Consider the following 13,436-nt stretch of genomic DNA (forward strand, 5'->3'; position numbering starts at 1 on the left):
GTTCCTTCCTGATCTCAAAGCGGACCCGTTCCGGCTTTTCCCGGTAAACAAAAATTCCCGGCAGAATTTTCTTCCTTGATCCGCCGGGAATTTCTGGCTCATCTGCCTGTTACCGCCCGGAAAAGACTATTTGTCTTCCAGCACGGATGTACAATGCGGACAGCGTGTCGCATGGATATTGATTTTTGTTTTGCAGTACGGGCATTCCTTCTCCGTAGCAGGAGCCGGAGCTGCCGGTTTCTCGAACATTTTCTTTGCGCGGTTCAGCTGTTTGACTACCATGAAGATCACGAACGCCATGATAATGAAGTTGATGATCTCTGTGATAAACAGACCGTAGTTTACGGTCGGAGCTGCTGCCGCCTGCGCCTCAGCCAGAGTCGCGTAGTGCTCTCCGTTCAGTGAGATAAACATATTGCTGAAATCCAGCTTTCCCGTAAAAAGTCCGATCACAGGCATCACCATGTCGCTGACTAAGGAATTTACAAGATCCTTAAATGCAGCACCGATGATCATGCCGACTGCCATGTCGATCATATTGCCCTGAACGGCAAATTCACGGAATTCTTTCAGTAGCTTACTCATTGAAAGACCTCCTGGTGACTGCTCTTCGCAGATTTTTTTTGTGCCTGTTCCTTTTCTTTGCCAGATGAACAGGACCAATTTTCACCACTATTCTACCAATTTTTCTCTTTGTTGGGAATACCCAGTTCCTGTTTTTTTATCTTTTCCTCAAATTTTCCCCATTTTATCCTGCTTCTGTCCCTCTGCAGTGCTCGTTTCCATCACCGGACTTTCCCCGATGGATCTCCGTCCTGCCCCGTTCCTCTCCCAAAATGCGACAGCAGGAGTAAAAGCTCATGAGCAAACAGCGGCATGGCGGAGAGGATGATAAGTCTTGCCCATTCTGTCTTCGTGAGCCGCACGGTCTGGAACGCCGCAACGAGCGACGTCTGTTCCGTCACCACAAACTGCAGGGAGAATCCGACCGCCAGCGCCAGAATCATCAGCCGGTTATTCACAGGATCCATCCGGAAAACAGACTTTTCCACATCCCGCATCCCGATCGCGTGGAAAAGCTGGGACAGTCCCAGGACGGTAAAGGCATACGTCTGGCAGTGCGCCAGGATCATGGGATCTTCCAGCACTTTTCTGATCCCGGCAAGTGCAGCCGGTCTTCCGCTCCCGACAAGAAGAGCTGTCGGAACGACCAGAAAAGCGGTCAGGCTGATCAGTGCGATAAGAAATCCGTAAAACACCGTGCAGATCCCGCCTCCGTGGGCAAACAGGCTCTCTCCCGGTCTTCGCGGCTCCTTTTCCATCAGCTCCATTCCGTCGCACACATCCGTCCCCAGTGCCAGTGCCGGCAGAGAATCCGTGATCAGGTTGATCCAAAGGATGTGGCTTGCCTTGAGCGGGGCTGGCAGCGAAAACAGGATCGCGAAAAACATGGTCATGATCTCCCCAAAGTTCGAAGAAAGCAGAAATATCACCGTCTTTTTGATGTTTTCATAGATCTCTCTTCCTTCCTCAATGGCATTCCGGATCGTGGCGAAATTGTCATCCGTCAGAACGATGTCCGCCGCCTGTTTTGCCACATCAGTCCCGTTCTTTCCCATGGCGATCCCCACATCAGCCGCCCTTAAAGACGGAGCGTCGTTTACCCCGTCCCCGGTCATAGCGACGATCCCGTCCGCCTTCTTAAATGCCTGAACGATCCTGACTTTGTGGTCCGAGGAGACCCGCGCGAACACCCGGATCGATCCGATCCGTTTCTCAAGCCCGTCGTCGCCCATCCTGTCTAATTCCTCCCCGGTCACGCACTGGGCCGGTGAATCCGCGATCCCAAGCTTTTTTGCCACTGCCAGGGCCGTATTTTTATGGTCTCCCGTGATCATCACCGTTGTGACCCCGGCGCGGCGAAATTCCCTTACCGCCTCCGCGGCCTCCGGGCGCACCGGATCTTCCAGGACTGACAGCCCCAGGAATGTCATCCCTCGCTCGGACATGTCATTCCCGTTCTTCATGGCTGCCCCCAGGACGCGTCCGCCTGACGAGGAATAAGCGGAAACCTTTTTTTCACATTTTTGTCTCCGCTGCTCCGTCATGGGATGGATCCCCGTCTCGTCCTTATAGTGGTCACACCGTTCCAGGATCACATCCGGCGCCCCTTTCGTGAATGAGACGATCCTGTCCTGTCTCCGGCATACCGTCGTCATCCGCTTCCGCTCCGAGTCAAACGGCAGCGCTGCGCTCCTGACCCACTCCCTTCTCAGCTTCTCTGACCATCTTTCGTTTTCCCGGCCTCTCTTCTTTCTGTCTCTGACGTCCGTCTTTTTCTGATCTTCGCTTTCTCTGTCCGCATAGAGTAAAAATGCCGCCTCCGTGGGGTCCCCGATCACCTCCCGTTTTCCCCATTTTGCATCATTGCAGAGAAGAAATGCCGTCAGAAGGAGTTCCGGATCCCCGTCCAGTGCCTGCACCGTCATCTCGTTTTTTGTCAGCGTACCCGTCTTATCCGAGCAGACCACATTGACAGCTCCAAGCGTCTCCACCGACGGCAGCCTCCGTACGATCGTGTTTACTTTTGCCATCCTGGAGACTGAGAGTGCGAGAACGATCGTGACGACCGCCGGAAGTCCTTCCGGGACCGCCGCCACCGCCAGGGAGATCGCCGTCAGGAACATCTCCCCCGCATCCCGCTTCTGGAAGATCGCCATCAAAAATAAAACAGCGCAGAGTCCCACCGCCAGGATGCTTAACATCGTTCCGAGGTCTCCTAACCGCTTCTGCAGCGGGGTGATCTCCTCCGGCGTCTCGTGGATCAGCTTTGCGATCCCGCCGATCTCCGTCTCCATTCCCGTCGCTGTGACGATCCCCTCGCCGCTCCCGGCTGTCACAAATGTGGACATGTACGCCATATTTTTCCGGTCCCCCAGCGGGGTATGCGCCCCTGCCAGAAATCCTGCGTCTTTCTCCACGGGAACCGACTCCCCCGTGAGTGACGATTCCTGCGTTTTTAAGTTCTCCGCAGTGATCAGCCGGAGGTCTGCCGGAACCTGCTGCCCGGCACTGAGCAGCACGAGATCCCCGGGGACCAGCACGGCAGAATCCACCTCAAGGATTCTCCCGTCCCGCCGCACCACGGCCGTGAGCCTCGTCATCTTCTTTAAGGAATCCAGCGCTTTCTGCGCCTTTCCTTCCTGTGCCACTCCCACCGCCGCATTTAAGAGCACGACTGCCGCGATGATCGCCGCATCGCCCTGTTCCCCTAAAAGGACTGAGATCACACCGGCAGCTAACAGTACATAGATCAGCGGATCCATGAACTGCCCGATCAGCCGTTTCAGGACAGACGGAGGCTTCTTCTCCTGCAGTTCATTTTTTCCATATATGGACAGCCGCTGTTTTGCCTCCCTGTCGGACAGACCGCCTGGATCCCCGGCATCCAACTCCCGTTTTACGTCAAAGACTGTTTTTTCTTCAAACAAAAAATCCCCCCATCCTCTCCTGCTTTTAGCAAGTTTATGAGGATGGAGGGAAAAACATACCCGGCCGCGTCTCTCAATGAAATTTATAATTTCTGATCACGGCCTGCAATGTCCTTGTTCCATTATATTCATTTACATCTGGGTAGTAGATCATATCGATCATATTTCTTCCCGCCTGCTCCTCAAGGAACCGGTCCCCATCGGCAAACAAAAGTCCGTCCACCGGCTGCCCCGTCTCCGTCACGAGATTCAGCTTTACGACATTCCGGTTCTTTCCGAGAACTCTCGCATTCCGGATCACCAGACTTTTCTGCGCGAACAGCGGTTTTTCATTTCCCTGTCCGAACGGCTCCAGGTCCTTTAACTCCTGGACGATCTTCTCGTTCACATACTCGAACGGCATCGGGACGTCGATCCAGATCTTTGGCACAAAATCTTCCTCCGTGAGCTCTGCGTCCGCGTTTAACCGCCTCCGGAACTCATCGATATCCTTTTCTTCCAGGGAAAGTCCTGCTGCCATCGGATGTCCGCCGAACTTCACGAGGAGATCCGAGACTTTGCAGAGTCCCTGGTACATGTGATACTGCTCGATGGAGCGGCCGGAACCTTTCGCCGTGGTCTCTCCGCGGGTCAGCACAAAGGACGGCTTGTGGAAATGTTCCCGGAGTCTTCCGGCGATGATCCCGGCTAACGATTCATGGCACTCCGGAAGAAATACAACGAGTACCTTATCGTCCATGTACTGTTTTTCCACCTGCTCGATCGCTTTCGCCTCCCCTTTCGCGGTCATGTCCTTCCGCATATCGTTGAGTTCTTTAAGCTCATCCGCCATCCCGCCGGCCCGTTCCGGATCTTCCGCCAAAAGCATCCGCAGTGCGACCTTCGCGCTCTTTAACCGGCCTCCGGCGTTTAAGCAGGGACCGATCACAAAGCCGATATGGTACGCGCTTAAATTTTCGATATCCAGGTTATTTTTTTCTATAAGTTTCCGGAGTCCGGTATTCTTCGTCGATCCGATCTTTTTGAGACCATATTTTACAATCAGCCGGTTCTCGTCCTGGAGCTTCATGACATCCCCCACCGTAGCGATGGCGGCGAATTCCAACAGGTCCATCCACTCACTCTCCGGGATCCCAAGCTTCTCATACAGCACCCGGATGAGCTTCCAGGCGACCACAGCGCCGCAGATCTCGTGGAACGGGTAAGTCTCCCCGTCCTGCTTCGGATCGACCACAGCGTCCGCCGGAGGCAGGATCTGACCATACTCATCGACCGGAACTTCGTGGTGGTCCGTCACCACGACCGTCATTCCCAGCTGTTTCGCGATGCTGATCTCACGGAGTGCCGCAATCCCGTTGTCGCAGGTCACGAGCGTATCCACTCCGTCTGCGGACGCCTGGCGGATAATCGACTCGTTGATCCCATATCCGTCCTTGATGCGGTCCGGGATCTCGTAATCGATCTGAGCATCATTTTCTTTCTCGACGCTGTATCGGCCTGCCTCCAATGAGCACCGCTGCGATAGTTCTTTTGCCGCCCGCTGAAATCCCTTTAACAAAATATATGTCGAGCACACGCCGTCGATATCGTAATCCCCGATGATCCGGACATGCTTTCCCTCTTTCAGCTTTCTTGCGATCAGCTCCGCCGCCTGCTCCATCCCCTTCATCAGACGCGGATCATAGAGATCGTCCAGCGTCCCATAAAGATATTTTCTCATCTCCGCTTCTTCCGTCAGTCCGCGGTTTCTCATGACCCGCACCGCGACCGGGCTGACTCCCAGCCGCATGGCGAGACCGGAAAAATCCGCCCGCTTCGTCTGCACCATCCAGAGTTCTTTCTTTTCCTCCATGTTTTTCTCCCGTTATTTTTACCGTTTTTCTGCCAGATAAAAGTTTTCCATCAGTATTTCTGTCCATTTACTTTCAGCCACTGCCGCCGTTCCCTGTAATCCGGCAGGATTTTCCCGACTTCCGCCCAGAATGCCGCGCTGTGGTTCATCTGGAGTCTGTGGGCGAGCTCGTGCACCACCACATAGTCCAGGATCTCCGGAGGCATCAGCACCAGCTTCCAGTTAAAATTCAAGTTTCCCTTCGCACTGCAGCTTCCCCAGCGGGTCTTCTGCTCCCTGATCGTGATCGTCCCGTAAGAGACGCCCATGAGCGGAGCATAATGGCTGCATCGGGCTCTGATCGCCACTGCTGCCCGTTTTCTGCCTTCCGCCCGTTCTTGATCCGTGTAGGACGGACGCTCCGCCATGATCCGCTCTCCGGCTTTCAGGCGCACCTCGATCCAGTCCCGGTGTCCCTCGACAAACCAGTCCGCTGTCTGCACCGGCGTCCGGTAAGGCGCCCGGACCGTGATCGTCCCGTCGAGATCCACTTTTAAGGACATGGACCTGCGCTTCGCCCGGATCAGTTCATATGTAAAATGTTCTGTCTTTCTCTTCATATGCTGTCTCCTATGATACGAAAAAAGGCATCTGCTAATGCAGATGCCTTAATCAGCGCGCCAGAGAAGATTCGAACTCCCGACACTACGGTCCGTAGCCGTATGCTCTATCCAGCTGAGCTACTGACGCACATTTGAGAAGTCTTGGTGAACCGCAACTCACTCAACGAAAAGTATTCTACTACATATTTTCGTTTCTGTCAACACTTTTTGAAATTTTTATTCAATTTTTTGTTTTACCGATCGCGGTGCGCAAAAACAGCTCAGCCGCGCACCGCAATCGTAGTTCAAACAATCCAATTCCTATGCAGGATCACCCGCAGTACGATCTCCTTACCAGATCGACGGTTTCAGATCTGCCGGAAGCGGATTCGGATATGTCTCTCCGTCCAGCTCTTCCTTCCAGTCTGCCTTTGCTTTTTCGATCAGCTCCGGATTCAGGAGAAGCTCAGCGCCGACATAAGCCATGACTTTCGCTGCCGACAGCATTCCCTTATGGGCGATCGATGATTTACCTTGGGCAACCGCTACCCAGGAGTGGAGCGCAGTACCTGCCGGGAAACAGCTCGTGTAGACCTGTCCTGTCGGAACGACCCAGCTGACATCTCCGACATCCGTGGATCCGCCTCCGCCGTAAGAAGTATTCTTATCAACAATGAAATCCCACATCGGGCTCTCTAAAAGCTCCTGACGGTGCTCTTTTCCTCCGATCGCGGATGCCTGATCTTTTAATCCTTCTTTATCAAGTTCCGTGATGACGCCCTGGAACTTCTTCGCATAGGCAAGCTCTTCCTCTGTGTAGCCGACCGGGATAACATGCTCCAGGTTCTCCTGGACAAGATCCGCAAGAGTGTCATTATTGATCAGGTTGGAATAGGCCGCAACTTGTTTGATATCCACCGTTGTTCCTGTGATCAGCGCAGCGCCCTTCGCAATGTCGCACATCCGCTCATAGAGCTTCTTCACCTGGGTTACCTTCGGTGCGCGGATCGCATAGAGGATCTGGGCTTCCGCCGGGATCACGTTCGGAGCGATTCCGCCGGAGTTTGTGATAGCGCCGTGAACTCTCGCCGCATCGATCATGTGCTCTCTCATATAGTTGACACCGATATCCATGATCTCAACTGCGTCCAGCGCAGAACGCCCAAGCTCCGGAGCACCTGCCGCATGGGAGGAAATTCCATGGAAAGTAAAGAATGCACGGAAGTTTGCCAGATGATAACCGCCCTTCATTGCTTTATTCATGGTATACGGATGCCATGTGATCGCGATATCACAGTCATCAAAGTAGCCGTCGCGGACCAGATATGCTTTTCCGCCTGCATTCTCTTCTGCCGGGCAGCCATAGTAACGGATCGTTCCGCTCATATGGTTCTCTTCCATATACGTTTTTAAGGAATCCACCGCAGCCACGGAAGCTGTTCCGAGCAGATGATGACCGCAGCCATGTCCGTTCGTCTTTCCCGGGATCGGGCAGCGTTCCAGGTTGTCTGCTTCCTGCTGAAGACTGGAAAGTGCATCAAACTCACCCAGGAATGCGAGGATCGGCTTTCCGCTTCCCCATTCAGCGATAAATGCGGTCTCTTCCCCCGCAAGATCCGATTTGACAGAGAATCCTCTGGATTTCAAAAACTCCTGCTGAAGTTTTGAGGACTCATATTCCTGAAATCTCGGCTCCGCAAAGCCCCAGATCGCGTCGCTGATCTTTGTGTATTCGCTGCTCCTCTGATCGATCGTCGCTCCGATCTCTTTTCTGAAATCTGTTCCCATATATATGTACTCCTTTCTATTGTCTGCCTTATTCATTCGCACACTTGCCGTTCGCCACAACCGTGCAAGCACGTTTCTGGCTCACTTTCGCTCTCTTGATTCGCATGAACTTATCGTTCATGCGCACACTCGCCGTTCGCCATAACCGTGCAAGCACGCTTCTGGCTCACTTTCGCTCGTGTCATTCGTGTCTCTTCCCTGTTACGGTTTCGGTTATGATTTTCCAGACGGTAACTGCATTTACCATCGGCTCCGCGAACGAATTCTCATCAAAGGCCTTCTTCGGACTTACCTGGTTCATGAGGACTGCCAGCGCTTTTTTCTTTTCCGCGGTATCTTCCACCAGACAAGCAGTTCCGTTTCCACAGATACTCTCAAAACTCGTCGTAGACTTGCAGGCTGTATCATAATTGATCGTCAGGATATTCGCCCCGTAAATGCAATATGAGACATTGGGATTTTCTCTGATCCTGTCGAGTTTTGTTCCCTCTTTCGCTCCATGGAAGTACAGGATCAGCTTCCCGTCTTCCACTTCCGCTCCGTAATTCAGCGGAATCAAATAAGGACATGGCTCATCGTGGAACGCAACGGTACACACAGTTTCCCGCTTTGCGATCGACACGATATCAGCCATGTCCTTCAATTCTCTGTCTTTTCTTCTCATCCAGACCTCCATTCCAGCCGCCGGATACCGCACTTTCCCTGTCTGCTTCTTTCAGATATATTCAGACTATATTGCAGAAAAAGCACGATCCGCCAGACTTTCCGTAAGATGAGACTATCATATCATAAATTTTTTTATCCCACAAGCAGTATACGATCGTTTAAAATACCACCTGGACCAGAAACATATAGAACACTGTCCCAACCGCGATGCTGAGCAGCGTATTCCGTTTCCGGACATGGAGTCCGACAACAGCAGCAGACGCCAGAATTTCCGGGATCCCGTGCGTTCCCGCGAACAGATTCATATTTTTCAGGCAGTACACCACCAGCATTCCCATGATCGCATACGGAAGAACTCCGGACAGATATGTGATATATCCCGGAACCTCCTTCTTGCCGCCAAACACCAGAAACGGCAGAAACCTCAAAAGCATCGTCACACCGGCGCACACTGCGATCAGCGCTGCCGCTCTCAAATCTATCATCCGTTATCCTCTCTCCTTCCTGACTGGACATTTTCCTGCCAGACCAGTTTCATATGTTTCCCACCCAGTCAGAGTTTTCGTTCTTTCATATGCAAATTTTTCAGAAGCGTATCAGAATCATGCTGTTCTCTGAGCACTTTCTGTTCTCCTTCTCCCTCGCATCACCGTCAGGATCACCGTGATCGAGATCATCGACGGGATCAGGAACGAGGACGGTCCGAACACCAGCAGGCAGAGTACCGATGCTGCCACTCCGGCAATTGCGCTTCTGTGATCCTTTGTACTCTTCCACTGTTCGGTAAACACCACAAGAAACAGCGCCGTCATGGAAAAGTCGATTCCCTCCGTATTAATGTTCAGCACGCTTCCGAGTACTGAGCCAAGCACCGTTCCGAATACCCAGTAGATCTGATCCAGCAGCGATACCAGAAAGAAGTATTTTTTCTCCTCCACGCCTTCCGGCACATCCCCGCTGCACACCAGCGAATACGTCTCATCTGTCAGCGCAAAGATCAGATACGGCTTATACGGCTTCGTATCTTTGTACCGTTCCACCATGGAGATCCCGTAGAATAAATGCCGCGCATTGACCATAAGTGTCATAAGCGCCGCCGAGATCAGGGACGCACCTCCCGTTATCAGATCGATCGCCACATACTGCATCGATCCGGCGTAAATAAACACGCTCATGGCGATCGCCCAAAAAACGCCGTATCCTTTTGCCCCGAGCAGCATTCCGAATCCCATTCCCAGGACGATATAGCCCGCCATGACCGGGATCGACCGCTTCCATGCATACCGAAATGTCATCTTTCTTCTCCTGTTCCTGTTTTATCTCACAATCACGTCTGTCCGTTTTCCCTCTATCAGCCGGCATGACAGTTATCGGAATTTTCTGTAATTTTTATAACTCTGTCCATTGTAAAATGCAACTATAATCTATCCGATCTTTGAAAATTTCTTCATAATACCGATAAATTCCAGAACCAGTGCTGATGGATTCTCCGCATACACGATCCCATATGGCACTGTGTAATCCCATTCACAGAGAATCGTGACTAACGATGGGTGAAGCTCTGCCCAGGTTCCGATCGTGACCATGACACTGTTGGTCCGGTCGCACTGATTGAATACTCCGGTGCCATAAGATGCAACATCCTGAATGTGGATCTGCGGATGATTTTTTTCGATCTCATCCCTCAGTGCATCTATAAATTTCGTGTCTCCGCGCTCTACCATCAGAAGATTTTCGCCGTAGAGATCCGGCAGACGGAGTTTTTTCCTGGAGGACAGCGGATTTTGCCTGGAAACCGCACAGCAGAGCGGGATCTCCGTCAACGGTAAGATCTGGCAGCGGCGCTTCCATCTGGTAGATGGATAGATCCCCGCCACAATATCAAGATCTTTTCCCAGATTTTCTAACACATTCAGCCACTCCGGATAAGTGTCATCAAAGGGAACGATCTGAAGCTGGATCCCCGGATAGTCCCTGCTGACAGACGACCACAGGTCAACGATTGTTTTACACGGACGAAGCAGTGAGTGTGCCGATCGTGATCCGCCGTGCTCACGCCGTTACTCCGCTGACCGCCGTTCAAAGTGAATATTCGATGATGGAGCGCATCATCGAAAATCTCGCCGATGTGGAACTGACCGATCAGGAATTTAAGCGGATCGAGGAGGCACTCTCCGAAATCACGATTCACGGAAACCGCACCGATGCGGATATCGCCAGACTTAAGAATATGCGTTAAAAACAGATTGTCTCCGACAACGCTCCCTGTCTCTTTTTAACCTCACACCCTCATCCGATGCACAAAAATCCCTCTTTCCATGTGTAAAAGGAAAGAGGGATTGATCTATTAAATAAAAAAAGAAGCCTGTAAATACAAGCTTCTTTCATGCCGGTGACCGGACTTGAACCGGTACGGGGTTGCCCCCGAGGGATTTTAAGTCCCTTGCGTCTGCCTATTCCGCCACACCGGCAGACATATAAATATGTCGATGATGGTTTCCCATCGAGTGGGACCTATAGGGCTCGAACCTATGACCCTCTGCTTGTAAGGCAGATGCTCTCCCAGCTGAGCTAAGATCCCAGATATGAAATTTAAAATCCTTATTTCTAAGGAAGCGACCCGGATGGGATTCGAACCCACGACCTCCGCCGTGACAGGGCGGCGCTCTAACCAGCTGAGCCACCGGGCCAAAATATTTTTATCAATAGTATGAACCTTTTACCAGGTAGAGTGGACCTTCAGGGACTTGAACCCGGGACCGACCGGTTATGAGCCGGTTGCTCTAACCAACTGAGCTAAAGGTCCATAAGTTTAGGACTGAAAGCCGATGATCGGACTCGAACCGATAACCTGCTGATTACAAATCAGCTGCTCTGCCAATTGAGCCACATCGGCACATCAATGACCCCAAGGGGATTCGGACCCCTGTTACCGCCGTGAAAGGGCGATGTCTTAACCGCTTGACCATGGGGCCGCGTTCTCATTATTTGTACCAGCAGCTCAATATTGAAACTGGCAAAATAAAAACTCCCCGAGTAGGACTCGAACCTACGACAGCGCGGTTAACAGCCGCGTGCTCTACCGACTGAGCTATCGAGGAATATTTCCTTTGTTCTTGAGCTGTTCCTTAAGAACAGTGCTATTATATAATATGATTTCGCATCTGTCAACCCATTTTTTCATATTTTTTGAAAAATTTCTACACTTTCTTTTTGCAGCTTTCCAGCCCCGGATCATCAGCTCGCTGCTCCTCTCCTGCCTGGAATTCACGCTGAACACACATGAAATCCGATGTGTAATTTCAATCGGCATAAGTTCACCAATTCTTCTCAGAATTACTGTACTCTGCTTTGGTCGCGAACCATTCCCACTAAAGTACATGATTTCATGCTGTACATTTTTCGGATATGCTGATATCATAAAAGGAACTTACCGGTAAGCATTGCAGGTTTACTGGTCATTCCCAACAGCAATTCTATATACATATATGGAGGAGATCAATCATGGATGAACGTTTAAAGCAGCAGCTCGACTTTACACTGGAGATCGATAAGGAGAAAAATATTTTCCGCCAGACGCATCTTTCCGGTCACGGCCGACGTGAAAATGATGCTGAACATGCCTGGCATATGGCGATCATGGCATATCTTTTGCGCGAATATGCAAATGAACCCGTTGATATTGCAAAAGTCATGCTGATGTGCCTGATCCACGATATCGTCGAGATCGATGCGGGAGATACTTTCGCATACGACGAAGAAGGATTAAAGTCCCAAAAAGCCCGCGAAGATGCCGCAAAGGAACGGATCTTTTCTATTCTGCCGGACGACCAGAAAAAGGATCTCACCGCACTCTTTGATGAGTTTGAATACTGCGAAACTCCAGAGTCCAGATACGCTCACGCCATGGATAATATCCAGCCGCTCCTCCTAAACCACAGTAACAACGGCGATGACTGGAAGCAGCACCAGACCACTTCCGCACAGGTTTATGGCCGCCATGCAAAGACAAAACTCGGCTCTGAGCGCCTGTACGAGCTTGCCGATCAGATGATCCAGGATGCGATCCAAAAAGGATTTATCCAGAAATAATTTCCAGATATCCAGACAGCATGTAAATCTGCTCAGTGCATCCCCTCTGCCTCTGTGGTTTTTGCTGCTGTCGGATGTCTATTGATGCCGCTGATCTCATGGATGCCTCACACGGTCGATTCCAATAATCTTCATTTTTCCGACAAACTTCATTTTTGCACGAGTGCACATCATTAGCACATCGTGCTTTTTTTATTTAACAGAAAGTATCGAAGACCTTCCTGATAAAAAAATGAAAACACACTTTGCAAGCTTCCTCTTGTCATATCGCGACAGTCGCCAAGGCCTCGCGTAGGCGCGGACTTTAGCTCGTTGTTCGCGCAAAATAAAAAGGCCAGACATCTCTGCCTGGTCTACTCACACATACCTTCAAAACCACATATTGAACTTCATCAACCTTTGAATCTCCACTTGACCTTCCTGGATAAGCCCTCGACCGATTAGTAACAGTCAGCTCCATGCATTACTGCACTTCCACCTCTGCCCTATCTACCTCGTCGTCTTCAAGGGGTCTTACTTCTTTCGAATGGGATATCTCATCTTGAGGGGGGCTTCACGCTTAGATGCCTTCAGCGTTTATCCCTGCCAGACTTGGCTACCCGGCCATGAGCTTAGCAGCTCAACCGGTACACCAGCGGTCCGTCCATCCCGGTCCTCTCGTACTAAGGACAGCTCCTCTCAAATATCCTCCGCCTGCGCCGGATAGGGACCGAACTGTCTCACGACGTTCTGAACCCAGCTCGCGTACCGCTTTAATGGGCGAACAGCCCAACCCTTGGGACCTACTTCAGCCCCAGGATGCGATGAGCCGACATCGAGGTGCCAAACCACTCCGTCGATGTGAACTCTTGGGAGTGATAAGCCTGTTATCCCCAGGGTAGCTTTTATCCGTTGAGCGATGGCAATCCCACTTTCATACCACCGGATCACTAAGTCCTAGTTTCCTACCTGCTCGACCCGTCGGTC

At 51.5% G+C, this 13,436-nt stretch carries 11 protein-coding genes, 8 tRNA genes and 1 rRNA gene (1 of these 20 running past the window's edge); 2 read left to right on the forward strand and 18 right to left on the reverse strand.

The window, feature by feature from the left end:
- Positions 1–126: 126 nt before the first annotated feature.
- The 10 genes from mscL to ACXMYH_RS12940 all read right to left on the reverse strand — a co-directional run bounded on the left by mscL (position 127) and on the right by ACXMYH_RS12940 (position 10,402).
- Positions 127–585 (reverse strand): large conductance mechanosensitive channel protein MscL, encoded by a 459-nt coding sequence (mscL, locus tag ACXMYH_RS12895; RefSeq protein ID WP_118532453.1) that lies wholly within the window; start codon positions 583–585, stop codon positions 127–129.
- A gap of 200 nt (positions 586–785) precedes the next feature.
- Positions 786–3,491: a cation-translocating P-type ATPase gene (locus ACXMYH_RS12900; protein WP_486555026.1), complete on the reverse strand. Its 2,706-nt coding sequence runs from the start codon at positions 3,489–3,491 to the stop codon at positions 786–788.
- A gap of 73 nt (positions 3,492–3,564) precedes the next feature.
- A complete protein-coding gene (gene recJ, locus ACXMYH_RS12905; protein ID WP_486555027.1) occupies positions 3,565–5,343 on the reverse strand; it encodes a single-stranded-DNA-specific exonuclease RecJ in 1,779 nt (592 codons plus the stop codon).
- Between the two features lie 50 nt (positions 5,344–5,393).
- Entirely contained in the window at positions 5,394–5,942 is a 549-nt protein-coding gene (locus ACXMYH_RS12910; protein ID WP_486555028.1) for a M48 family metallopeptidase, read from the reverse strand.
- A 56-nt stretch (positions 5,943–5,998) separates the two neighbouring features.
- Positions 5,999–6,072 (reverse strand) — tRNA-Arg (locus tag ACXMYH_RS12915).
- 203 nt (positions 6,073–6,275) lie between these two features.
- On the reverse strand, positions 6,276–7,712 hold the full coding sequence (locus ACXMYH_RS12920) for a M20 family metallopeptidase (protein WP_486555029.1): 1,437 nt from the start codon (positions 7,710–7,712) through the stop codon (positions 6,276–6,278).
- Between the two features lie 181 nt (positions 7,713–7,893).
- On the reverse strand, positions 7,894–8,376 hold the full coding sequence (locus ACXMYH_RS12925) for a pyridoxamine 5'-phosphate oxidase family protein (RefSeq protein ID WP_486555030.1): 483 nt from the start codon (positions 8,374–8,376) through the stop codon (positions 7,894–7,896).
- A 160-nt stretch (positions 8,377–8,536) separates the two neighbouring features.
- Positions 8,537–8,863, reverse strand: coding sequence for a branched-chain amino acid transporter permease (locus ACXMYH_RS12930; protein WP_486555031.1), 327 nt, complete (start codon positions 8,861–8,863; stop codon positions 8,537–8,539).
- Between the two features lie 117 nt (positions 8,864–8,980).
- Positions 8,981–9,673 (reverse strand): AzlC family ABC transporter permease, encoded by a 693-nt coding sequence (locus tag ACXMYH_RS12935; protein WP_215701812.1) that lies wholly within the window; start codon positions 9,671–9,673, stop codon positions 8,981–8,983.
- Between the two features lie 129 nt (positions 9,674–9,802).
- Complete coding sequence (locus ACXMYH_RS12940) at positions 9,803–10,402, reverse strand: LysR family transcriptional regulator substrate-binding protein (RefSeq protein WP_118532439.1); 600 nt, start codon at positions 10,400–10,402, stop codon at positions 9,803–9,805.
- On the opposite strand from ACXMYH_RS12940, the gene ACXMYH_RS12945 reads away from it, so the two are divergent.
- Positions 10,381–10,617, forward strand: a complete 237-nt coding sequence (locus ACXMYH_RS12945) for a hypothetical protein (RefSeq protein WP_486555032.1) — start codon at positions 10,381–10,383, stop codon at positions 10,615–10,617. The two genes, ACXMYH_RS12940 and ACXMYH_RS12945, sit on opposite strands and share 22 nt — an antisense overlap.
- Before the next feature lie 148 nt (positions 10,618–10,765).
- Here the strand turns inward: ACXMYH_RS12945 and ACXMYH_RS12950 are convergent.
- The 7 genes from ACXMYH_RS12950 to ACXMYH_RS12980 form a co-directional block, all read right to left on the reverse strand.
- Positions 10,766–10,849, reverse strand: a tRNA-Leu gene (locus ACXMYH_RS12950).
- A 37-nt stretch (positions 10,850–10,886) separates the two neighbouring features.
- Positions 10,887–10,959, reverse strand: a tRNA-Val gene (locus ACXMYH_RS12955).
- Between the two features lie 35 nt (positions 10,960–10,994).
- Positions 10,995–11,068: transfer RNA gene (locus ACXMYH_RS12960), tRNA-Asp, on the reverse strand.
- A gap of 42 nt (positions 11,069–11,110) precedes the next feature.
- Positions 11,111–11,184, reverse strand: a tRNA-Ile gene (locus ACXMYH_RS12965).
- Between the two features lie 17 nt (positions 11,185–11,201).
- Positions 11,202–11,274 (reverse strand) — tRNA-Thr (locus tag ACXMYH_RS12970).
- Positions 11,275–11,281: 7 nt separating this feature from the next.
- Positions 11,282–11,353, reverse strand: a tRNA-Glu gene (locus ACXMYH_RS12975).
- Between the two features lie 53 nt (positions 11,354–11,406).
- Positions 11,407–11,479, reverse strand: a tRNA-Asn gene (locus ACXMYH_RS12980).
- A gap of 403 nt (positions 11,480–11,882) precedes the next feature.
- On the opposite strand from ACXMYH_RS12980, the gene ACXMYH_RS12985 reads away from it, so the two are divergent.
- Positions 11,883–12,470 carry an HD domain-containing protein gene (locus tag ACXMYH_RS12985; protein ID WP_118532433.1) on the forward strand — a complete coding sequence of 196 codons (588 nt, stop codon included), beginning with the start codon at positions 11,883–11,885 and terminating at the stop codon, positions 12,468–12,470.
- A 420-nt stretch (positions 12,471–12,890) separates the two neighbouring features.
- Here ACXMYH_RS12985 and ACXMYH_RS12990 read toward each other — a convergent pair.
- Positions 12,891–13,436: ribosomal RNA gene (locus tag ACXMYH_RS12990) — 23S ribosomal RNA — on the reverse strand; it runs 2,341 nt beyond the window's last position.

This window comes from Pilosibacter sp. NGB245, from assembly GCF_057397225.1.